The organism is Aquimarina sp. MMG016 (genome assembly GCF_018100805.1).
GTDB lineage: Bacteria > Bacteroidota > Bacteroidia > Flavobacteriales > Flavobacteriaceae > Aquimarina.
This window is the reverse complement of sequence record NZ_JAGJEA010000005.1, coordinates 240,970-262,602: the sequence shown is the minus strand read 5'-3', so window position 1 is coordinate 262,602 and position 21,633 is coordinate 240,970. Positions and strand designations below refer to the sequence as shown.

Annotated in this window: 17 protein-coding genes; 5 read left to right on the top strand and 12 right to left on the bottom strand. The window is 33.9% G+C overall.

The features are described 5' to 3' along the window. Positions 1-5: 5 nt before the first annotated feature. From J8M14_RS23395 to J8M14_RS12275, 4 genes are all read right to left on the bottom strand, one after another. Positions 6-1,121 (bottom strand): helix-turn-helix domain-containing protein, encoded by a 1,116-nt coding sequence (locus tag J8M14_RS23395; RefSeq protein WP_211074917.1) that lies wholly within the window; start codon positions 1,119-1,121, stop codon positions 6-8. Positions 1,122-1,145: 24 nt separating this feature from the next. Continuing rightward, entirely contained in the window at positions 1,146-1,856 is a 711-nt protein-coding gene (locus J8M14_RS12285; protein WP_211074916.1) for a TIGR04283 family arsenosugar biosynthesis glycosyltransferase, read from the bottom strand. A gap of 79 nt (positions 1,857-1,935) precedes the next feature. After that, positions 1,936-2,682 carry a DUF547 domain-containing protein gene (locus J8M14_RS12280; RefSeq protein WP_211074915.1) on the bottom strand — a complete coding sequence of 249 codons (747 nt, stop codon included), beginning with the start codon at positions 2,680-2,682 and terminating at the stop codon, positions 1,936-1,938. Between the two features lie 378 nt (positions 2,683-3,060). Then, positions 3,061-3,915, bottom strand: a complete 855-nt coding sequence (locus tag J8M14_RS12275) for a DUF547 domain-containing protein (protein ID WP_211074914.1) — start codon at positions 3,913-3,915, stop codon at positions 3,061-3,063. Positions 3,916-4,233: 318 nt separating this feature from the next. Between J8M14_RS12275 and J8M14_RS12270 the strand changes: the two genes are divergently transcribed. Beyond that, complete coding sequence (locus tag J8M14_RS12270) at positions 4,234-5,454, top strand: NADH:flavin oxidoreductase/NADH oxidase family protein (RefSeq protein WP_211074913.1); 1,221 nt, start codon at positions 4,234-4,236, stop codon at positions 5,452-5,454. 42 nt (positions 5,455-5,496) lie between these two features. On the opposite strand, the gene arsM is transcribed toward J8M14_RS12270, so the two are convergent. The 6 genes from arsM to J8M14_RS12240 all read right to left on the bottom strand — a co-directional run bounded on the left by arsM (position 5,497) and on the right by J8M14_RS12240 (position 9,996). Then, positions 5,497-6,465 carry an arsenosugar biosynthesis arsenite methyltransferase ArsM gene (gene arsM / locus J8M14_RS12265; protein ID WP_211074912.1) on the bottom strand — a complete coding sequence of 323 codons (969 nt, stop codon included), beginning with the start codon at positions 6,463-6,465 and terminating at the stop codon, positions 5,497-5,499. A gap of 97 nt (positions 6,466-6,562) precedes the next feature. Next, on the bottom strand, positions 6,563-7,375 hold the full coding sequence (locus J8M14_RS12260) for a purine-nucleoside phosphorylase (protein WP_211074911.1): 813 nt from the start codon (positions 7,373-7,375) through the stop codon (positions 6,563-6,565). After that, positions 7,372-8,022 carry a TIGR04282 family arsenosugar biosynthesis glycosyltransferase gene (locus tag J8M14_RS12255; RefSeq protein WP_211074910.1) on the bottom strand — a complete coding sequence of 217 codons (651 nt, stop codon included), beginning with the start codon at positions 8,020-8,022 and terminating at the stop codon, positions 7,372-7,374. The genes J8M14_RS12260 and J8M14_RS12255 overlap by 4 nt, the downstream gene beginning before the upstream one ends. Further along, positions 7,986-8,483 (bottom strand): rhodanese-like domain-containing protein, encoded by a 498-nt coding sequence (locus tag J8M14_RS12250; protein WP_211074909.1) that lies wholly within the window; start codon positions 8,481-8,483, stop codon positions 7,986-7,988. Before J8M14_RS12250 ends, J8M14_RS12255 begins: the two co-directional genes overlap by 37 nt. 2 nt (positions 8,484-8,485) lie before the next feature. Next, a complete protein-coding gene (gene arsS / locus J8M14_RS12245; protein ID WP_211074908.1) occupies positions 8,486-9,553 on the bottom strand; it encodes an arsenosugar biosynthesis radical SAM (seleno)protein ArsS in 1,068 nt (355 codons plus the stop codon). Positions 9,554-9,660: 107 nt separating this feature from the next. Beyond that, a complete protein-coding gene (locus J8M14_RS12240; protein ID WP_211074907.1) occupies positions 9,661-9,996 on the bottom strand; it encodes an arsenosugar biosynthesis-associated peroxidase-like protein in 336 nt (111 codons plus the stop codon). A gap of 272 nt (positions 9,997-10,268) precedes the next feature. On the opposite strand from J8M14_RS12240, the gene J8M14_RS12235 reads away from it, so the two are divergent. Further along, positions 10,269-11,279 carry a LacI family DNA-binding transcriptional regulator gene (locus J8M14_RS12235; RefSeq protein ID WP_211074906.1) on the top strand — a complete coding sequence of 337 codons (1,011 nt, stop codon included), beginning with the start codon at positions 10,269-10,271 and terminating at the stop codon, positions 11,277-11,279. A 2-nt stretch (positions 11,280-11,281) separates the two neighbouring features. Here J8M14_RS12235 and J8M14_RS12230 read toward each other — a convergent pair whose 3' ends face one another. Together J8M14_RS12230 and J8M14_RS12225 are read right to left on the bottom strand one after the other, a co-directional pair. Next, on the bottom strand, positions 11,282-13,333 hold the full coding sequence (locus J8M14_RS12230; protein WP_211074905.1) for a glycoside hydrolase family 65 protein: 2,052 nt from the start codon (positions 13,331-13,333) through the stop codon (positions 11,282-11,284). 105 nt (positions 13,334-13,438) lie between these two features. Next, positions 13,439-14,491, bottom strand: a complete 1,053-nt coding sequence (locus tag J8M14_RS12225) for a LacI family DNA-binding transcriptional regulator (protein ID WP_211074904.1) — start codon at positions 14,489-14,491, stop codon at positions 13,439-13,441. Between the two features lie 339 nt (positions 14,492-14,830). Between J8M14_RS12225 and J8M14_RS12220 the strand changes: the two genes are divergently transcribed. From J8M14_RS12220 to J8M14_RS12210, 3 genes are all read left to right on the top strand, one after another. Beyond that, complete coding sequence (locus tag J8M14_RS12220; protein WP_211074903.1) at positions 14,831-16,504, top strand: alpha-glucosidase; 1,674 nt, start codon at positions 14,831-14,833, stop codon at positions 16,502-16,504. A 284-nt stretch (positions 16,505-16,788) separates the two neighbouring features. Next, a complete protein-coding gene (locus tag J8M14_RS12215; protein WP_211074902.1) occupies positions 16,789-19,935 on the top strand; it encodes a TonB-dependent receptor in 3,147 nt (1,048 codons plus the stop codon). A 12-nt stretch (positions 19,936-19,947) separates the two neighbouring features. Beyond that, on the top strand, positions 19,948-21,549 hold the full coding sequence (locus J8M14_RS12210; protein WP_211074901.1) for a RagB/SusD family nutrient uptake outer membrane protein: 1,602 nt from the start codon (positions 19,948-19,950) through the stop codon (positions 21,547-21,549). Positions 21,550-21,633: the final 84 nt, after the last annotated feature.

Sequence of the window (21,633 nt, the reverse complement as noted above, 5' to 3'; positions counted from 1 at the left end):
AACCTTTATTTTACCAGTTTTAGGGCGCTGGGAGGATTTCCTGTAATTTTCTTTACAGCTCGGTTAAATGAAGCTTTAGAGTTAAACCCGGCTTCATATGCTAATGCCAAAAGGGTAAGATGTTCATTTTTGGGATCGTTGACTAACCTTTTTACTTCTTCGATCCTGAACTCATTTATATAGTCATTGAACTTTTTTTGATAAATAGTATTTAGGCATTTAGTAACCAAATAAGATTTAACCGAAAGTTGTTTTGATAAAGAAACCAAAGTAAGTTCAGGATCTTTAAAGAGTCTTTCCTCTTGCATTTTTGTTTCCAGAACTTTGGCAATATTTTGTAGTTGTTCTTTTTCTTTATCAGAGAGCGTAGCTACTTGTTTAAAAGCATTTTCTTTTCTTCTAGAAAACCCCTCTAGCCCCAACCAATAAGTGATAATAGCCATTCCGACGAATACTGGATGTCCATAAAAGAAGTTACTGGCAAAATTAAAGAAGAAAAAATCAATGAGTATCCCAATAACATATAGGATGGAGAATATTTTCATCACCAGGATCACTCTTTTGATCCAGATCAGTTTTTCTTTGATTACTTGAAAACCTTCTACCTCAATATCATTGCTGAGTATTTTTTCAGCTTTAATACAGTAAAAGATGATAAGCACTCCTGAAACGACAAACATAGTAGGATAGTGCATCCATACCACATATCCCCAATATCCTAACCAAGTAAGACTCTCTCGGGTGCCATCCCAAAAAAAGTTTTGAGCTTTGATAAAAAAACTCCAGATAAACTCTATGATAACTGGGAGAAAGTGAATCCAATCTTTTCTGATAAGTTTGAACTTGGGATGAACATAACTTTTTACAAAAAAGTAGATTAGTGCACCATAAATCCAGTTATATTCTAGTAGTATGTGATACCATAGATCATATCTTCCAAGTCCAAATATATTAAGCGTTTCTACAATGAGGCGATACGAGAAAAAGAACAATATAGAAGCAAGAAATCTATTTGCTATGTAGTGAATGCCTTGTTTTTGCCATAAAATAATGCCAAAGATGATTCCTTGTATGGCGCCAATACATAATAGTACGACTAAAAGTATATCTATCGTTTCCACTTCTTTAAAGATAAAGAAGAACTTTTAAGAAACAACTTTTTCTTTATAGTATCGATACAAATCTTCTGATGAAGCTCCCATCCATCTGCGCATATGGATATTGAGAAAGTGATATTGTAGTCGCCAGACTCCGATTTCGCGATAGCGTCGGGCTGAAGTGATTACATATCTTGGAATAATTACAAATTGATCAATGGCAAACAATCGATCTACGAGATCATTATCCTCATAAACGATAAAATCTTCGTCATACCCATCTATTTGGTCAAATAGTTTTCTAGTAATAAATTGACTTTGGTCTCCGCCACGGCAACGCTTACTTTCGAATTGTGTTAACCATCCTAAAAAGCGTAACCACCAGTGATTAGAATCAAATTTCATCCTGAAACAACCTGCCTCATTACCTTTTTTTACTTCTTCAATTATAGATTGATCATAGTCTTGAGGAGGAAAAGAATCTGCATGCAGGAAATAAAGAATGTCGCCTTTGGCACTTGCAGCTCCTGTATTTAATTGTAAGGCTCGACCTTTTTCTGAAGGAATAAGTTTGACTTTATGATTGGTTTCGTAGACTATTTTTTCAACAACTTCTTGAGACCTATCTATGCTGCCTCCATCTACTACCAGGATCTCTGCTATGTTCTCTTTTTCTTTAGAAGAATTAATCAAATACCAAAGCAGCTTACTTATTGTAGCTGCTTCATTTAGTATAGGGATGATAATAGATATTTTCAATGTAGAGTTATTATAGTTCGGCTATAAATTTACTCATTTAGGTTTCAATTCAATTTTTTGAACTTCTTTTTATAAAGAACTAGTCTAATACAAAAGCTCGAGACGGTTCTGTTTGTTCATTTAAACTCCAGTCGTATTTTTTATATCCCTTATTGGGTTGATTTGTAATTTTTACCGCAGCATATCTATTAATAAAATCTTTAACATCGCCACCATTTACCTTAAAATCTCTTTTATACCAAGAGAATATTTTTGATACCGAAACTACATTTTTTGTAATAGTATTTCTAGTAGGATCATTAATGAACTTTTCTGTTTGTGAATCTAATGCTTCGTGTAAATTATCTCCAGTATACGCTCTATTCCAAACAACAGGACAAGAAAATGAAGCACAATTAATAGCAAAGTGAATTCTAGGGTCACCAAACTTTCTTAAGATTTTATGTTCTAAATCATTAAGGCTATACCACTCTCCATCAATCTTAAAGAATTTTTTACCCCAAGGGTCTTTTAGATCTTTAATACTTTTTAAAGGATAACTATCTATTACTAATTTTATCGTGTATGCATTATAAGCATTGATCCAATAGGCTAGTTTCTCTTCTCTAGACCAGCTCTCTGTGGGCTTATTTTCTGAGAGTTGTCTAAAATATGCGTACAACTGAGAACTATCTCTCATAAAGCCATCATAATCTACTTTGCCATCTTCGGATACATTGATTAATAGAGCCTGATCCCAAACGGAGTGATCAAAACGATTCTGTGATTGTGCTGAGGTAAGGAACAATAGTCCTGCAATTACTAATATGATTCTAGGGATTGTCATTTTCTTAATTTTTAAAGGTTAATTATTTTTTCAATAATTGTCAATTTCTACTTCATATACATAAAAAATTAGAAATTGGTTTCCCGGGTTGGATTTTTAGTAGGTATAGGGTCGTATACCTTACAGACGAGTAAAAGGTTTTTTTGAGAGATTAAGTAAAAAATGCTTCTTGCCAGAAGTAAAATAGAAAAACAGATTTCTAGTATGCTTGTATATTAAATAACTGTTAATCAGGTTATTAATGCAGTATGAGTTGCTTATAAAAAAGTGATTGCCGTTAAGTATATATATATGGTTTTTAGGATAATTTTAACCTTAATTCGTTGTGCTAAAAGGACTTAATTTTAATTGGGACAATAATAAAAACCATTAGTAATATTATTCATTAAGTGTCCAATTATATTTTTTATAGCTTTTTTGTGCATTTTGGTTGACAGTAACTTTAGCATATTTGTTTAAGAAATCGATAAGGGAACCTTCAGTTTTAAAATCTTTGCTAAACCAGGAGAATATTTTAGAAAGTTGAACTTTATCGGTAGTTAATGTGTTACGTTTAGGATCATTAATAAAGGTAATAGCCAATTTCTCAAGTTCTTGATCCACATTTTCTGCAGTAAACGCTTTGTTTAATAGTGGAGGACAGGAAAATGAAGCACAATTGATTCCAAAATGAATTCTGGGATCTTCCATTTTTCTTAGTATTCTATGTTCTATATCATTAAGTGTATACCATTTGCTGCCTATTTTAAAGAATCGCAGGTCCCAGGGATCCTTTATATTTTTAATGCTTTTTACTGGGTAGTTGTTTATGATCAATTTTATGGTAAAGGCATTATAGACATTCATCCAATAGGCCAGCTTATCTTCCTTACTCCAGGTTTCTGCCGGTGTGGTGTTTTCTAGTGATTTAAGATAAGTTCTGAGCAAAGCTTTATCCTTTATAAAGCCTTTATAGCTTACATTACCTTCTGGTGTTACGTGTTTTTGTAACAACACATCCCAGGATTGGTGGTTAAAAGCTTCTGTTACTGTTATCGGTTTTTCTTCAATTACCTCTGGTTGTTGAGGTGTTTCCTTTACGACTTCCTCTTTGGTCTCTTCTATTAACGGCTCTTTTTCTTCTGAAACTGTAGTATTTTGGGTGTTAGGTTTTGTGGTGTTTTGGACTATTTTTTTACTTCCGCCGCAGGCTATAAGCAAGCAAGCTGATAGTATGAAAAGGATGTTCTTCATATTAAAATTTCTTTTTTAATGTAAAGGGATATATTTTCTGCCGAGTGAAATCCAAAGGATAGTTACCTCCGTTGAATCCAAGTTCAATATTCCTATTATTAGTAGGAATATGATCAGTTTTAAACATGTAATCCCAATTACTTAGAGTAAGTCCAAAATTCACGCCATACTTTACAAGATAGGATGATTTTTTGGTTTAACGTTGCATAGGTAATTAATATTGCTAAAAAATAGAAATAAGATGAGATACGTGTTTTTAAATTTTTAGATTGTACAAAACATTAAGATTGTGTATCATTGTAATCGAACTATTTTGATATGATTAGTACAGAAATAACACTTCCTTGCGGTGCGGTTATGAAAAACAGATTAGTGAAGTCGGCTATGACTGAACGTATAAGTAATAAAAACTTTGAACCTACTAAAGGTCATGAGAAGTTATATAAGGATTGGTCAGATACCGGAGCTGGATTATTGATTACGGGTAATGTAGTCATTGATAGAAAACACTTAGAATCTGCAGGTAATGTTTGTTTTGATGATAGTAATATGTTGTCCAAGCTACGATCGTGGGCTATATCGGCAAAATCAGGTGGTAACCAGGTATGGATACAGGTTTCTCATTCTGGCCGACAGGCGAATAAATTTAGTACTAGTCGTCCTCTGGCACCATCAGAAGTACAGTTAAGAAAAATGGGACTTTTTGGGAAACCTAAGGCAATGATAGCTCATGATATCCAAGAAGTGATCGCTGGTTTTGTAAAGGCAGCTAAACTGTCTAAAGAAGCTGGTTTTGATGGTGTTCAGATTCACGCAGCTCATGGGTATTTATTGAGTCAGTTTTTATCCCCAAGTACCAATGTTAGAACAGATCAATGGGGAGGAAGCATAGAGAACCGTAGTCGTTTGTTGCTAACCATCATTCGAGAAGTCAGAAAAGAAGTAGGAGATCATTTTCCTATTGCAGTGAAGTTGAACTCTGCCGATTTTCAAAGAGGTGGGTTTACTGAGGAAGAATCTCTTGAAGTTGTAAAAATGTTGGATGCTGAAAAAATTGATTTATTAGAAATCTCTGGCGGAACATACGAGAAGTTGGCTTTTTTTATAATGAATGAGGAAGGGTCGGAATTAAAAGAAAGTACAAAAAGGAGAGAAGCTTATTTTATAGATTTTGCAAAGAAAGTAAGAGCGATTAGTAAGTTGCCATTAATGATTACCGGTGGTTTTCGATCATATGAATTTTGCAATGAAGTATTAAAAAATGGTGAAGTTGATTTGATTGGTATGGGGCGCCCTTTTATAACTAATAGAGATGAAATTTCCGGTTTCCTTAAAGGAGAGATCCCTAACCTTAAAAATATGGTGCTTAGGACAGGATTTAAACAATTTGAAGATTCTGCAGAAGGTGGTTTCTATGCCAGGCAATTGATCAGGTTTTCTAAAGGAAAAAAGTTTAAACCTAATATGAGTCCCCTATGGTGTTCTATGTTCTTGGTCCTTTATGAGTTTAGAAAAGCAATGGCTAAGAAGTTTGCATAAATAAAAAAGAGAGGTAAATCCTCTCTTTTTTATTGAAATTAATTAGCAGCATCCACCACCATCATAGTGGTATGTAGATTCACTAATAAATATATCATCTCTTCCAAGGTCAGCAAGAGCACCTGCAGTTTTATCACATACTGCTATAGGCTGATTTTTTAGTAAGACGTGTCCTTTTTTATCATCAAAATAATCTTCATCTCCAAAATAAATTGCAGCTTTACCTGTAAAGACGCAAGGACCATCTGCTGGCATTGGGTCTTTAATAGCTGCAACTTCGATCGACTCGATATAGATCAACTCATCTGTATCATAGTTTTTAGGATCAAGAATACGGTATGGTTTACGAGCTCTGATCTCAATCGTTCCAAAACCAACATCAGTTAATGCTTTTACATATTCTGCAATAGGTAAACTTCCACTAAGACATAATGCTCTTAAACGTTCGTCATTACGAAGGTTCTCATTCATAGGTTGCTCACAAGTTGGATCACTCATCACCAGTCTTCCATGAGGTTTTAACACTCGATACATTTCTTCAATTGCCTTTTTTAGATCTTCTTCCTTAAAAATGTTAAAAAGACAATTCTGAGCAGCAACATCAATACTGTTATCTTCTACAGGAAGATTAAGCGCGTCACCAAATCTAAGATCTACAAATTCACTTTTGAACCAATCATTTTGAGCTTCGGCTTCCTTAAAGTTTTTACGAGAAGCATCCAACATCTCCTGCACAACATCAACACCTATAACACCACTTTTTTGACGTGAGAAATAAGAGAATTGTAATAGCTCCATTCCACCACCAACTCCTACATAAAGGGTTTTAGGATTATTAGTCAAATCACGAGCGTGCACTGTGCTTCCGCATCCATAATTCATTTCTTGCATGATTCTGGGGATCTTAAGTCCAGGAAGTTCCCAAATAGGATTAGTAGTACAGCATAATCCAACATCTGGTGTTAAGGCTGCTTCTTTATATACATCGTGAGTAGTTTCTAAGTAGCTCATAAATTGTTTTTATTTTCTTTTTCCAAAAAGGAATATAGTTTATTTTGGGTTATAAATTTTTTTTAGTCGAAAAGTTAACATAGAACTTTCAGATAGATTAAAGAGATTTTATTAATTCTTTGAATAAAAGTATCATATTGGGTTCTGCTTTTCCAGCCATGGCAATAATCTCATCAATATTTACAGGTTGAAGATTATCCGGATCACATTCATCAGTCAATACAGAAACCGCTGCAACAGAAAGATCAAGATGATTAGCAACAATTACTTCTGGTACTGTACTCATTCCTACAGCATCTGCACCAATAACTTTTAGATAACGATACTCTGCTCTGGTTTCTAGTTGGGGACCAACCACTGAAGCATATACTCCTTTATGAAGTTTGATATTATTGTCTTTTGCAATAGCTTCTAATTTAGTATTGATCTTAGTATTATATGGAGCACTCATATCGGTAAAACGACTTCCTAGCTGTTCTACTCCTTTAAAAGCTAACGGAGATCCACCTTGTAGATTAATGTGATCATCAATAAGCATTAATTCTCCTTTTTTGAAATCTAGATTAATTGCTCCTGAGGCATTTGAAACTAGTAAGGTTTTAATTCCTAGTGTATGCATAATGCGTACAGGATACGTTACATCCTGTAATGAATATCCTTCATAAAGATGAAAACGCCCTTGCATTACGATTACATTTTTACCGGCTAATTTTCCATAAATTAATTTTCCTTTATGGAATTCTACAGTAGCTGTAGGAAAGTTAGGAATGTGATTATAACTAACTTCTTTAAGGATTTCAATTTCATTGATTAATTGTCCTAATCCTGTTCCAAGTATAATTCCTATTTCAGGGTTTTCAAAACCTTTCTGAATAAGGTAGTCTGTGGTTTCTTCTATTTGTTTGATCATTGTTTTGTTAGCTTAAAAAATTTTTGAAAAACGTCTATGTCTTTGATGTCTTCATAATAATCAACATCATTGCGTTCTTCGAGTAATTTTACATTTTCTGTTTTTAAGTCTTCCAGGGTATCCTTAAGCACTGTTTCTTTTCCCCAGATTTTGTTCTTAAAAACTTGTGAATTTAAGGATTTCATTCCAAATAAATAATATCCTCCATCTTCAGCGGGCCCTAAAACATAATCGTGAGATGTTAATTGATGGAAAGCATTTTCCAGGTCATTTTGACTCAAATCATACATATCACTACCAATGATAATTATATTTTGGTAACCATTAGCAAACCCTTCCGCGGAAGCGTACTCCATACGTTTACCAAGGTCTTCACCGGTTTGTTGTTTTTTGCTGTAAACTTCTGAATCCCAAACATCATTTTCGCGAACTTCTACAGAGTAATGAACCTCTTTAGTTACATTAAGTTTACTGGTAATCTTAACTGTATGTTCTAAAAGAAATGTATAGATTTCTAGTGCCGCCTGATCTCCAATGGTTGCTGCCAATCGTGTTTTACATTTACCCAATTCCGGATTTCGGGTAAAGATGATGAGTAGATTTTTTTTCTTCAATTCGAATATACTTTTTTTCCTTTGAGTAACCATTTGGCCCATTCTTTAGAGCAAGCATGAACTTCATCAGTAATCTCATCTTCGGAGTTTACCACTGGTAAGTCCCTATTTTTCCATTCAAAAATACCTCCATAGAGGTTAAAGACATTCTCATAGCCAGCTTTTTTTAGTTTTTCAGAGATATCTTCAGAACGAACACCAAGACTACAATACACTACAATGGTTTTATCTTTTGGGATGTTTTGCGAAGCAAGTGAATCTATAGAAAACAGATTATATCCTACATGAATAGCTTTTTTTATATGACTAACATCGTATTCTACTTGTTCCCGAGCATCAAGTAATATTACATCATTCTGCAGGGTTTTTAAATCATCAACATTGATATAAGGAATTGTTTCATTGTTATAATTGTCCAATAATTCGTGTAACGAATCTTGGGCAACAGTGACCTGAAAAATGATTAGAAATATGTAAAGGGGCGTGATTTTCATGTTTATGCTACTGTTCCCTGACAACTACTTCCTGCACCTGCAGTACAGCCATAACAATGTTGAGAAATTATAATATTTCTATTCTGAAGTAATTCTTCATTATATTCGCTAATATGTTTTACTTTACTAGCTACTTTTAGGTCTAACATTTGATTAAAATCACAATCATATAACCAACCGTCCCAGCTCACCGAAATGGTATTAGTACACATCACATTAGCTACTGCTGCTGGGTTGTAAGCTTCTACTAAAGCATACATGTAATCTTCGTAGTTGTCTGAAGCAATTAAGTAGTCCAAAAATCTACTGATAGGAAGATTTGTTATCGAAAAAAGGTTATGAAATTGAATACCAAAATCCTCTAACAATGCTTTTTTGAAATCTTTTTCCATTGAGGCCTGATCTCCGGGTAAAAATGCTCCTGATGGGTTATAAACTAAATCTAGTCTCAGGTTGCTATCCGGCATACCGTATCCTCTTTCATTTAGTTCTTGTAATGCTTTGATAGATTTATCAAAAACACCATCTCCTCGTTGTTTGTCAGTTTTTCCTCTAGTCCAGTGAGGCATAGAAGAAACGACATGTACATTGTGCTTCTTGAAAAAATCTGGAAGGTCATAATACTTTTTATTAGCTCTAATGATAGTCAGATTACTACGAACGATAAAATCTTTAATTCCTGCTTTGCTAGCTTCTTCTACAAACCATCTGAAGTTAGGATTCATCTCTGGAGCTCCTCCAGTTAGATCCAGTGTATGTGCCCCAGTTTTTTTAATGACTTCCAGACATTCTTGCATGGTTTCTTTAGTCATAATCTCTTTACGGTCAGGGCCCGCGTCTACGTGACAATGTTCGCATACCTGATTGCACATATATCCTACATTGATTTGTAGAATCTCCAATTTATTAGGGCGTAATGGGTTATGACCAATTTCTGCAATTTTTTCGGCGAATTTTGGTAGCTCACCGTTAGCAAAAATTCCATTGTTTAGAATTTCTAATTGCCTATGCGCATCTGCTAGCTGGTCATTACGTTTATGTAAAGATTGCTTTTTTTTAACTTCTGACATCTTCCTTTGTTAGATTATTCTTTGATTTGGGTAGTATTTTATTTGGATTCCAGCTGAAACTGAGATAGTAGTATGTACTGTGTTTTACTATAAAACCTACACCTTGGTCACATTTCTAATTTATTAACCTTATTCATCATCATTACTCCATGTACCAGAGTAGCTCCACTTTTAATAGCAGCTCCGACGTGTATTGCTTCCATCATTTCTTCTTTGGTAACCCCTCTTTGCAAGGTGTCTTTACTATAAGCATCAATACAATAAGGGCATTGTTCTGTGTGTGCTACCGCTAAAGCAATTAATGCTTTCTCTCTTGCAGTCAGAGCTCCTTCTTCGAAAACTTTGCCATAATATTCAAAAAACTTGTTTCCTAATTCTTCACTCCATTCTGTAATGTTTCCGAATTTTCTCAGATCTGCGGGATCATAATATGTTTTAGACATGCTGTTTATTTTAGTTACAGACATAAATTATATATGTCGAGAATCATGTGTGTAAGCTTACAATAAAAGTAATTTTTTTTAAATTGAAGAACATTATGATTGTTAAAAGTTAGGTAAGATAAAAACCTAAATTGATAAATCATTAAAGAATTTAACTCAAAAAGGTTGAATGTCTGCACAAAGTATCAAAAACATTAATAATACGTTAAGAAAAAACCTTATTTTAGGCTCGAAATTCTGGTTTATTCAAAATAATTCCAAAATTGACAGTCATGAGGAAAAAAGTTACACTAAAACAACTTGCAAGAGAGTTAAATTTATCAATTTCTACTGTTTCTAAATCATTAAAGAATGATCCGGAGATTAGTGAAAAAACGATTAATAGAGTTCACGAATTGGCAAGTTTTTATAATTACAAGCCTAATGCGTTGGCAGTTAGTTTAAAAAGTAATAAGACCAAAACTATTGGAATTGTTTTACCTGAAATCCTTAATCACTTTTTTGCTAAAGCACTTTTTGGTATCGAGCAAGAAGCTTCAAAAAGCGGATACAAGATTGTGACTTGTATCACTAATGAATCTTATGAGAAAGAGGTAGAATATGTAGAGATGTTAAATTATAGTAGTGTTGATGGTTTTATCGTGGCATTGAGTCAGGAAACACAAGTACTTAATAAGTTGGACCATTATCAATCTATACAAAGAGATAATGTGCCAATAGTGATGTTTGATCGGGTGAGTAATGAGATTGATTGTGATAAAGTGATTGTTGATGATAAAGTTGCATCCAAAAATGCAATTCAATATTTAATAGATACCAATTGTAAAAAAATTGCTTTGATTACCACAATTGGAGGCCTAAGCGTGGCAAAGTTACGTTTAGAAGGAGCTAGAGAAGTTGTTGATAAAAATGATGATATAACATTGATAGAACTGGAACTAAAAGACTCAAACAATGTAGAAGCCGAAATAGAGAAATTTTTGAAAAATAATGATATAGATGCGGTACTTGGGTTAGATGAAACTGCAGCTGCTATTACGATAAATATGTCACATAAATTAGGATATAAAATACCCGATGATATTTCGGTAATTGGTTTTACAGACGGATTATTGTCCAAGCACTCCTATCCTAAACTAACTACTGTTTCTCAACATGCCGAAGATTTAGGAGCTAGAGCTGCTCAAATTCTTGTAAATCATCTAGATAACAATGAAGAAAAATATAAATCTAAAACTGAAATTGTAAAAACATCTTTAATTATTAGAGATTCAACTAATTAAAATTACTCTATTACATATGTTTTTTTGTTTGGTCCAACACCTGTAATGGTTAGCTTTTTCCACTGTTTGGGTAAAATTGGATTCTTTTGAATGATTCCATTTTCACTTAAATGAAGCCCTCCAAAGCCAAAAATTACAGTTTGTAACATTCCACCTGCACCAGTTGCAAAATATGGGTTATTACTTGTAGCAGCTTCGGCTAATGCTCCAAAAGGAGGTCTTTTATTAGGTTCATAACTTCTTTTGAAAAGCCTAAAGGCATTTTCAGCATCACCCAATCTTGCATAAATAACAGCAAAAATGCTTTGTGCCATAGCAGGTCCTTCTTCTGCTAGTTTTGGTTCATAATATTTTAAATCCTTAAGAATAGTTTCTTTGTCATTAATAATATCTAATGGATAGGCTAGTAAATTAACATCAGCCTGTTTTATACGATCACCGGTATATGTGCTATGTTCCATAGTAGTGCCATCATCGAATTTGTGAATTTTGAGGTTGTCAGCTACTGCATTCCAATTTTTGTTAGCACTTAATCCTAATGCTGTAGCAGCTAATGTAGTATATCGTAAACAAGTGATCGCAGAACCGTTAGTAAAAGCGTTGTCATCAATATTTGAAGCAAACTCATTAGCTCCGACCACATTTTTGATGGAATAAGAACCGTCTTTGTTTTTTGTAGATCGACTTACCCAATAATCAGCCACCTCTTTTAATAATGGATAACCTCGCTCTAATAGCCACTTTTTGTCTTTGGTTACTCGATAGTAATTCCAGAAAGCAATGCCAACATCAGCAGTAATATGATGTTCAAAGGTTCCGGTAAGCGCCCAGGCTGGTGTAGCTTCTTCTCCGGTGTCATCACTTTCCCAGGGGAACATTGCTCCTTTATACCCGAAGTTAATAGCTTTTTTCTTTGCGATTTCCAGTCGGTCAGACCTATAATTAACAAGTGATCGAGCAATATCTTGGTTTAATACTAATAGAGGTGGGTACATCCATAATTCTGTATCCCAGAAAATATGTCCGTTGTAGCCTTGAGAACTTAAGCCCATAGGTGCAATACTTAGATTAGAATCTGCTCTGGAAAAAGCATATAAGTGATAAAGAGCTAGACGCACGTCTAATTGAGATTGCAGATCGCCTTCTATAATAATATCTCCTTTCCAAAGCTCTTTCCAAAGTTCTTTGTGTTGCAATAAGAGATCATTTCTAGGAGTAAGTAAATTAAAAATAACAAAACGTTCACTTTCGGTTTGTGGGTCATAAAAATCTTGTGTAGAGCATTGTGCTGCTGTCCACGCAAATTTGTAATTCTCGTCTTTCATTACTCTTTTTCTAAATGAAAGCTGATTGTTATAATCAGAAACTTTTTTATGGTTTAATTCAGGCCTTTGACCTTCTTTGGTTGAATTGATATCGTGCCATATGAATGTTGCAGACGTGGCTACAGTATGTCTACCGAATTGACTTTTGGCTACGGTTTGTAGAATGGGCATCGTAGTTTCTGCATCTTTTAATATTCTAAAAGTACTTATAGGGTCATTGTATTCTTTTGAAGCCTGAATTTTTCCAATAACTTCTAGATCTATATTTTCAGATGTTTTTATTTCAAAATCAATATAAGCGGTATATTGAACATTTCTTAGAGCGTAAATACTGTATGAGATTTCTGCTAAATTTTTGTAATTAAAAGAAGTAGTAAATCTTGCTTCTTTCATATGAATAGTTTGTTTCCAATTGCGGATTTTGGTATTGTCTAATTGTTCTCCATTGATGAAGATATCTAGGTTACCAAAGTTCATTCCTAAAAGCACTCTGCTAACTCCCAAAGGAGATTCCTTATCATATACATTGTTAAGTATTATTTTATCAGTTTGCAATATTTGGGAAGAGGGTAGAATTCCAATTCTTCCATTCGCAGCAACAACTCCGGTATACTTTTCATAATCTTTTACTGAGATTTCCCAACTTTTTTGCTGAGCAATACTTGGAGAAGCGGTAAAGGTTAGGAGGGAAACAAAAAGAAAAATTACTTTTAAGGATTTTGTAAACATGGCTAAAAAGATGATTTGTAATATGAATGCAATAACTGTCTCAATAACAAAGGTTTTGAGTAGTATTAAATATAATCATTTTTTAGAATGCAAGAAATGGCAAGGTCAGATATGAAAGTTAACTTTTTTAAATCTAGTACTATCTCTATGAACAAGATGGGTTTTAAGCTTAATAACTTTTTTAGGAAGAGTCTCTTCCTCAGATTTATTAAGTTGATCAATAAGTAACTCTGCTGCTTTTTTTCCCATCTCAAAACTAGGCTGAGCGACACAGCTCAATGATGGTACAAACACATCTCCTAAACCTAGATCACCAAAACCTATGATAGCAATGTCTTCAGGAATTTTATATCCCATTTTGATAAGTGTTTTCATTGCAAGTAGCCCATAATTATCGGTACACGTAAAAACAGCGTCAGGTTTTTTAGATAATTTTTTAAGAAAACCACTAATCTCATCATCTTCGAATTCACGATCAATAGAGTTACAATGAAATATCATTTCTTTATCAATAGGGATATTGTGTTTTTTTAAAGCCTCTAAGTATCCTTTATATCGATCTTGAAATACTTTTTTCTCTTTGATCCCTCCTATAAATGCAATATTTTTTCTTCCGTTTTTTATAAAGAATTCTACAGCAGAGAATGAAGCTTTATCATCATTGATCAAAACATGATCCGCTCCTTTTACCATTTCTCTAATATTATCAAATAACACTACTGGGATTTCTTTGTCAATTATACTTCTGATATGCGCAAAGGTTTCGGTATCGTGCGACGGGCATAAAATTATGCCGTCTACTAATCCTCTCTCAAAAGAAATTAGATTCTCTCTTTCAAAATCAAAAGAATTTCTAGATGAACTGATTAGAATTTTATAATTATGACTTCTTGCATAGTGATCAATACCACGGCATGCCTCAATAAAGAAAGGCTCGTCATATCTAGGTATAATTACCCCAATGATATTAGTTTTTCCAGAACTAAGACTCTTGGCAATTTGATTGGGCATATAACCCATTGCCTGTGCCATTTTTAAAACCTTTTCTCTAGTAGCGAGTTTTACTCTTGGGTTTTTATCCAATGCTCTAGAAACTGTTGCAATAGAGATATTTAGTTTTCTGGCTATATCCTCAAGTTTTACCCTTCTTTTTTTCAAACTTTTTTATTATTTCGTTAAAAAATTGTCATTAAAACATCAATTTCACTAAAAATATAATAATACAAACGTTTGTATTATTTTAAATCAAAGGTTTGTTTTTCAGTTTTCTAAATTGTTTAGTAATTTGTAATAGTCGTAATTGATAATTGAACATTTGACAAAAATACCTACATAAAAGAATCAAACTTTCAGTACCCCAATTCATATCCTTCGTTCAAGATTAGTACGGCTCTTCAATTTTAGGATAAACAATGTTTAATAAATATAGTAAACATTGTTTAAAATGCAGAAGGATTAAATTTTTTGTGATTATTTAATTTTAAAAACCTGAATTGCATGGAGCTATCATGGTTCAAAAAAGGAACTATTTATCAGATATATCCAAGAAGTTTTAATGATAGTAATGGTGATGGAATAGGAGACTTAAGAGGAATTATAGAGAAACTGGATTATTTACAAAGTTTACATGTTGATATACTGTGGTTGAGCCCAATTTTTAGCTCACCAAATGACGATAATGGTTATGATATAAGTGATTATTGTGCTATAATGCCAGAATTTGGTACTATGAAAGATTTTGATGAGTTGCTAAAAAAAACTCATGAAAGAGGTATGCGATTAATTCTTGATTTAGTAGCAAATCATTGTTCTGATGAACATATCTGGTTTAAAGAAGCAAAAAAATCAAAAGATAATCCTTACAGAGATTATTTTCATTGGAGAAAACCATCCTCAAATGGAGGTCCACCAAATAATTGGAAATCTTTTTTTGGAGGCAGTGCCTGGGAATATGATGAAACATCTGGAGAGTATTATTTACATCTTTTTACAAAAAAACAACCAGATCTTAATTGGGAAAATCCAAAAGTCAGAGAAGAGATGTACGATGCAATGCGGTTTTGGTTGGATAAGGGGGTAGATGGTTTTAGAATGGATGTAATTCCTTTAATATCTAAAAGAGAAGGTTACCCTGACGCACCAGGTTTTGGTTTTAGAAAAGTTATTGAAGAAGTGTATGCTAATGGACCAAGAGTTCATGAGTATCTTAAGGAAATGACAGAAAAAGTTGTTAGTCAATATGATGCATTTTCACTTGCAGAAGGAGTGGGAATTAATCACGAAAATGCAGGATTATATATTGATAATGATCGAAAGGAATTAAATATGCTCTACCATTTTGATATTCTTGAATGTACTATTGTTAATGGAAAATTTGAAGAAGTATCGCCTTTTGATTTAGTAAATATGAAAGGAATTTTTAAGAAATGGAGAGATGCAGTGCATAAAAAAGGATGGATAGCTAATGCTATGGGAAATCATGACTTTGCACGAATGGTATCTAGGTTTGGAGAAGATAAAGAACATTGGGCAGCATCGGCCAAGATGTTATTTATTATGCAGGCTACCCAGAATGGGACTTTGAATATTTATCAAGGTGATGAAATAGGTATGACTAATATAGAATTAGAATCTATTGATGAAGTTAGAGATATACAATCACTTAATTTTTATAATGAAAATTTGAAGACTAAAAGGTATTCCAAAGAATTAGCATTGAAAATGATTAATAATGAAGGGAGAGACAATGCCAGAACTCCTATTCAATGGAACGATGAGATAAATGGGGGGTTTACTACAATAAAAAAAGAACCTTGGATTAAGGTGAATCCAAATTATAATACCATTAATGTAAAAAAACAGGATGATGATCCGGTTTCTATATTGAATTTTTATAGAAACCTGCTAAAAACGAGAAAACAACACGATGTTTTCGTTTATGGTGATTTTGAAGAATTAGAGTTTAATAATCCTGAAATCTATGCATATAAAAAGAAATTTAAGGAAGAAGAAATCATAGTTATTTTAAATTTTAAAAATGTTACGCTTGATTTCAAAATCCCTTATAATTTAAGTGATGTTGAGCCTTTACTAAATAATTATGAGGTTTTAGAGATGAACAATAATGTCATGAACCTGAAACCATATCAAGGAGTAATTTTTAAGATATAATTAGATAACAATAAAATATTAGCCAGTTAGAAAGTGAAAATTAGTTTTTGTTTGTTAGCAAAGGAGTTTTATAGATAGTAGAACTCCTTTACAATGGTAACATATGGGGGCATCCATTAAAGTAACTTTTTGTTTTAAAATATTGGTTTATAGTTACAAATCAGTCAATTGGGCTTGAATGATAAGGATGCACCCATAGTTACTTATGTTTAACATGAATGTAAAAATAGCTTTAAATAAGTAAACAACTAAAATAATTCAAATTTTAAATCAAACTCTATATTATGAAAAGTATGATACTTAAAAAACTCATATTCCTGCTGGTATTCCTATCCGGAAGTATGATGTTTGCACAGATCACAGTTACCGGGGTGGCTTCCGATGCTAATGGTCCCGTTCCGGGGATAAATGTTATTGTCAAGGGTACAACTAATGGGGCAAGTACTGATTTTGATGGACAATACACTATTGATAATGTTGCAGAAGATGCTATATTAGTCTTTAGTTATGTTGGTTTTCAAACTCAGGAAGTAGCTGTTAATGGTCGTACCACAATAAATGTAACCATGGTTGAAGATGCGGCAGAACTTGAAGCTGTTGTAGTAATCGGGTACGGAACACAATCAGTAAAAGATGCAACAGGGGCAGTTGCAGTTGTGAGTACTGAAGATTTTAATCAGGGTGTTATAGCATCGCCAGAACAATTGATTCAAGGTAAAACGGCTGGGGTTCAGATAACACAAACAAGTGGTGAACCTGGTGCAGGGATTAACTTAAGAATTCGAGGAACAAGCTCAGTTCGATCTAATAACAATCCGCTGTTTGTAGTTGATGGAATTCCTTTAGCAGGAGATGAAACAGGGTCTAGTGGAAGTAATATCGGTGTAGGATCTAGTGCATCCAGGAATCCATTAAATTTTATTAGTCCTAATGATATAGAGAGTGTAAGTATATTAAAAGATGCTTCAGCTACTGCAATTTATGGTTCTAGAGGAGCAAATGGAGTAGTAATAATTACTACAAAAAGTGGAAGAGGATCAGCAAAGCCAAAATTTGAGTTCTCTTCTAATCTTAGTATTGCTTCACCGGCTGAAGAATTTGATCTATTAGACAGGGATCAGTATTTGTCGGCAATTCAATCCTTTGGAGGAGATGTAGCAGCACAGGATTTTGGAAATAATACGGACTGGCAAGATGTAATTACAAGAAAAACAGCTTCACAAAATCAGAATTTATCATACTCTCAAAGTTACAAGAATGGTAATATACGCGCATCCTTTGGGTATGGTAAGCAATTTGGGGTAGTAGAAAAAAGTTCCTTAGAAAGAATAACAGGCCGAATTAATGCTGCGCATCGTTTTTTTAATGAGAAACTTAAGGTAAATGTTCAAGGTACTATTTCAAGAGTAAATGATGAAGCTCCACCAATTGGTGCTGATGCAGGTTTTCAGGGAGATTTATTGGGTACGGCTTATATAGCAAATCCAACTTGGCCTGCAGATCCTGGTTTTGATCCGGGGGGCTCTTTTGTAAATCCCCTGAACTTATTAAGAAATAGCCAAAGTGAAACAAAAACAAATAGAATACTATTAAATGGATCTATTGAGTATGAGATCATAGAGGGGTTATCTGCAAAACTTAATTTAGGATATGATGATTCAGAATCTACTAGAGGAAGTGCAATTTCCGGTGATGTTATAGGGCTTCAAAATGGAACACCTGGTAATGGTAGGGCTACAGTAAACGATATAGATGTAACTAATAGATTATTAGAATTTACTATAAATTATGAAAAGCAATTTGAGAATTCTACATTTTCTATACTTGGGGGGTATTCCTTCCAAGACTTTGAGAGATCAGGAAGAAATATTGGAGGGTTTGGCTTTAATACCACAAGTTTAGATGGTATGATTGATGGCCTGGAAGCCTCTGCCAATGCTATAGAAAATAATATACAAGGACCATATCAGCAATATATAGTATCAGATAAGATAAGGGATGGTGATGGTACTATTGCCGGAGCTTTTATTAACAGAATTGTACCTGTCGTTGAAGGACGTGTACCTTTTACAGCTCCTGGAGGTTTAATAGCAAGCACAATTACGGCAGATACATTTGATAATAAAGATGAGTTACAATCTTATTTTGTTAGAGCTAATTATACTATAGCTGATAAATATATTTTTACTGCAACAATGCGTGCAGATGGTTCCTCAAGGTTTGGAGAGAATAATAAATATGGATATTTCCCCTCTGGTGCGGTTGCCTGGAAAATTGACCAAGAAGATTTCTCTCCCGATGCTTTTTCTACGCTCAAGTTGAGGTTAGGATATGGTATAACTGGTAATCAGGATGGCTTAGGTTTTGGTAATTTTGTTCGTAGAGAACGGTTTGTTGCTCCTGTAAATTGGATAGAAAATGGAGGAGAGGTTGTTGTTCCTGGAACAAGTGATGTATCTTTTGAGAATCCTGATTTAAAATGGGAAGAAACTAGTCAATTGAATGTTGGTATTGACTTTGGGTTTATGAATGACCGTTTACAAGGTACTATTGATGTGTATAGAAAAGACACTAAAGATTTATTATTACGAGTTCGTTCAGCACAACCTGCGGCACAACCTTTTACATTTTCAAATGTGGATGGTAATGTAATCAACCAGGGTGTTGAATTTGCAATTGATTATGATATTATTCAGCAAGAAGACTTGAATTGGAATTTTGGTTTTAATATAGCTTATAACAAAAATGAGTTACAAGATTTCGAAGGTCAATTTGAAGCAGGTACTATATTTGGACAAGGACTTACGGGGGCATTTTCTCAGATTTTAACAGAAGGAGAGCCATTATTTTCGTATTTTTTAAGGGAGTTTCAGGGTTTTGATGAAAATGGACAATCAATTACTGCAAATAACGATTTACAGGTTTTAGTAGGAAAAAGTGCATTACCGGATTTTAATGTAGGTATTTCTACAAGTTTTGATTACAAGAACTGGGATGCATCGGTCTTTTTTGCGGGGCAATTTGGACATTATATATATAATAATACTCAAAATGCATTCTTTACAGCAGGAAGTATACAAGGTGGGCGTAATGTAACAACAGATGTTATAGGAAATGGTGAAGCAGGCACAAATGCTGCAGATGTTTCTACCCGTTTCTTAGAAAAAGGAGATTTTTTAAGACTTCAAAATGCAACTATTGGATATAATGTACCTCTTAAAGGAGATGGAGTATTCAAGACATTAAGGTTATTTGCCACTGGTCAAAATTTATTTGTAATTACGGATTATAGTGGTTTAGATCCTGAGGTTAGTACCACTCCAACAGATGATAGTAACAACTTGTTAAACAACCTTCCTACTGCTGGAATTGATTATACAGCCTTTCCAAGGCCAAGAACTTATACATTTGGATTAAATGCTACATTTTAAAAAAATATAATTATGAAAAAAGAACGTTTAACATCAAGAATATTGATAGCATTGTCGGTACTACTTGTAGTATCATGTACGGATCTGGAGATTGAAGAAAGTGATTCTTTGATTGCGGATTCTGAGACTGAATTTACAGGGATAGAGAACCCTGAACCTTTTATAGAAAATCTTTATACTGGGGATTTAAAAGGAATTATAGAAAATCAACAAGATCTATACGCATTAAATGAAGTTACCACAGATGAATTATTGGTACCAACGAGAGGTACTGATTGGGGGGATAATGGAATATGGAGGAAATTACATGAACATACGTGGGATGCTCAACACCCCTATGTTTTAAATAACTGGAACAATCTAAATCAGTTAGTATTTAGAGCATCTCAAATCATTGATCCCAGAACTGTTAATGCAGAAGACACAGAAAGAGCTAGTGCAAGGTTCATTAGAGCATATGCTATGTTTTGGGTAATGGATATGTATGGTATAGCGCCATTCAGAAACCCTGGTGATGGACCAAGTATCACTCCTATGGTAATGACACGTCCAGAAGCTTTTGATTTTATTTTAGAAGATTTGAATACTGCATTGCCTGATTTGCCAACTAGAGGGCCGAGTGTAGATAATTTGAGGCCAACAAAAGCAGCGGCGAATTTTCTATTGGCAAAACTATATCTGAATAAACATATTTATCTGGGATCAGGAACTCCCGCAGCATCAGATATGACCAAAGTTGTAGAGCTGGTAGATGCGATTGCAGCAGACGGATATGCGCTGCAATCTGGTTATTTTGATATTTTTAAATCTGATGTGGATACTGAAACAATCTTCTTCAGTATATCAAGTGTAGGGAATAGAATGTGGAATGGATTACATTATAACCAGAATGGACCTGGTAATAGTGGAGGTGGATGGAATGGCTGGTCTACACTAGCGGAGTTTTATGATTTGTTTGAAGGAGACCCTAACACAAATGTAATGGGTAGTGGTCAAGAGGAGAGAAGAGGATTTGTTAGAACAACAGGTGTACCCCTACCAGTAGGATTAGATCCTGACGATTTTGATAATAATAGAGATGGCTTTTTGGATGGTTCAAGCATTGGTTTTGGGTTTTTAATTGGACAGCAATATGACGAAGCTGGGAACCCTCTTACTGATCGTACAGGAAACCCATTAATTTTTGAAAAACAATTCCCTGCTTTGTCAGGTAATACAGAGCGAACAGGTATTCGTACCATAAAATATCATCCTGAAAATGGTGCATTTGAAGGTCATCAAATCTTATTTAGATATGCAGACGCACATCTAATGAAAGCAGAAGCTATTTTTAGAGGAGGTACAGGTTCGGGTGACCCATTGACTATGATAAATGACTTAAGAGGTATCCGTAATGCAGGAAATCTTGGGGCACTAATTGAACAGGATATACTTGATGAAAGAGGAAGAGAATTATATAAAGAATTCTGGAGGCGTAATGACTTAATTCGATTTGGCAAGTTTGCAGAACCATGGGAGCTTAAAATTAATAATGATGATTTTAGGGTATTATTCCCAATACCAGCTTCAGCATTGTTAACAAATTCAAACTTAGTACAAAACCCTGGATATTAGAGATTTAATTTGAATAAGTGTTTTTTGGTAGAGCCCTTCAGTATTGAGGGGCTCTACTAATTAATTTACTAGATTTAATTATTT

Coding starts and splice junctions, on each gene's coding strand:
- J8M14_RS12280 (WP_211074915.1), bottom strand. CDS start 2,682: ATGACAATCCCTAGAATCATATTAGTAATTGCAGGACTATTGTTCCTT.
- J8M14_RS12275 (WP_211074914.1), bottom strand. CDS start 3,915: ATGAAGAACATCCTTTTCATACTATCAGCTTGCTTGCTTATAGCCTGC.
- J8M14_RS12270 (WP_211074913.1), top strand. CDS start 4,234: ATGATTAGTACAGAAATAACACTTCCTTGCGGTGCGGTTATGAAAAAC.
- arsM (WP_211074912.1), bottom strand. CDS start 6,465: ATGAGCTACTTAGAAACTACTCACGATGTATATAAAGAAGCAGCCTTA.
- J8M14_RS12260 (WP_211074911.1), bottom strand. CDS start 7,375: ATGATCAAACAAATAGAAGAAACCACAGACTACCTTATTCAGAAAGGT.
- J8M14_RS12255 (WP_211074910.1), bottom strand. CDS start 8,022: ATGGTTACTCAAAGGAAAAAAAGTATATTCGAATTGAAGAAAAAAAAT.
- J8M14_RS12250 (WP_211074909.1), bottom strand. CDS start 8,483: ATGAAAATCACGCCCCTTTACATATTTCTAATCATTTTTCAGGTCACT.
- arsS (WP_211074908.1), bottom strand. CDS start 9,553: ATGTCAGAAGTTAAAAAAAAGCAATCTTTACATAAACGTAATGACCAG.
- J8M14_RS12240 (WP_211074907.1), bottom strand. CDS start 9,996: ATGTCTAAAACATATTATGATCCCGCAGATCTGAGAAAATTCGGAAAC.
- J8M14_RS12235 (WP_211074906.1), top strand. CDS start 10,269: ATGAGGAAAAAAGTTACACTAAAACAACTTGCAAGAGAGTTAAATTTA.
- J8M14_RS12230 (WP_211074905.1), bottom strand. CDS start 13,333: ATGTTTACAAAATCCTTAAAAGTAATTTTTCTTTTTGTTTCCCTCCTA.
- J8M14_RS12220 (WP_211074903.1), top strand. CDS start 14,831: ATGGAGCTATCATGGTTCAAAAAAGGAACTATTTATCAGATATATCCA.
- J8M14_RS12215 (WP_211074902.1), top strand. CDS start 16,789: ATGAAAAGTATGATACTTAAAAAACTCATATTCCTGCTGGTATTCCTA.
- J8M14_RS12210 (WP_211074901.1), top strand. CDS start 19,948: ATGAAAAAAGAACGTTTAACATCAAGAATATTGATAGCATTGTCGGTA.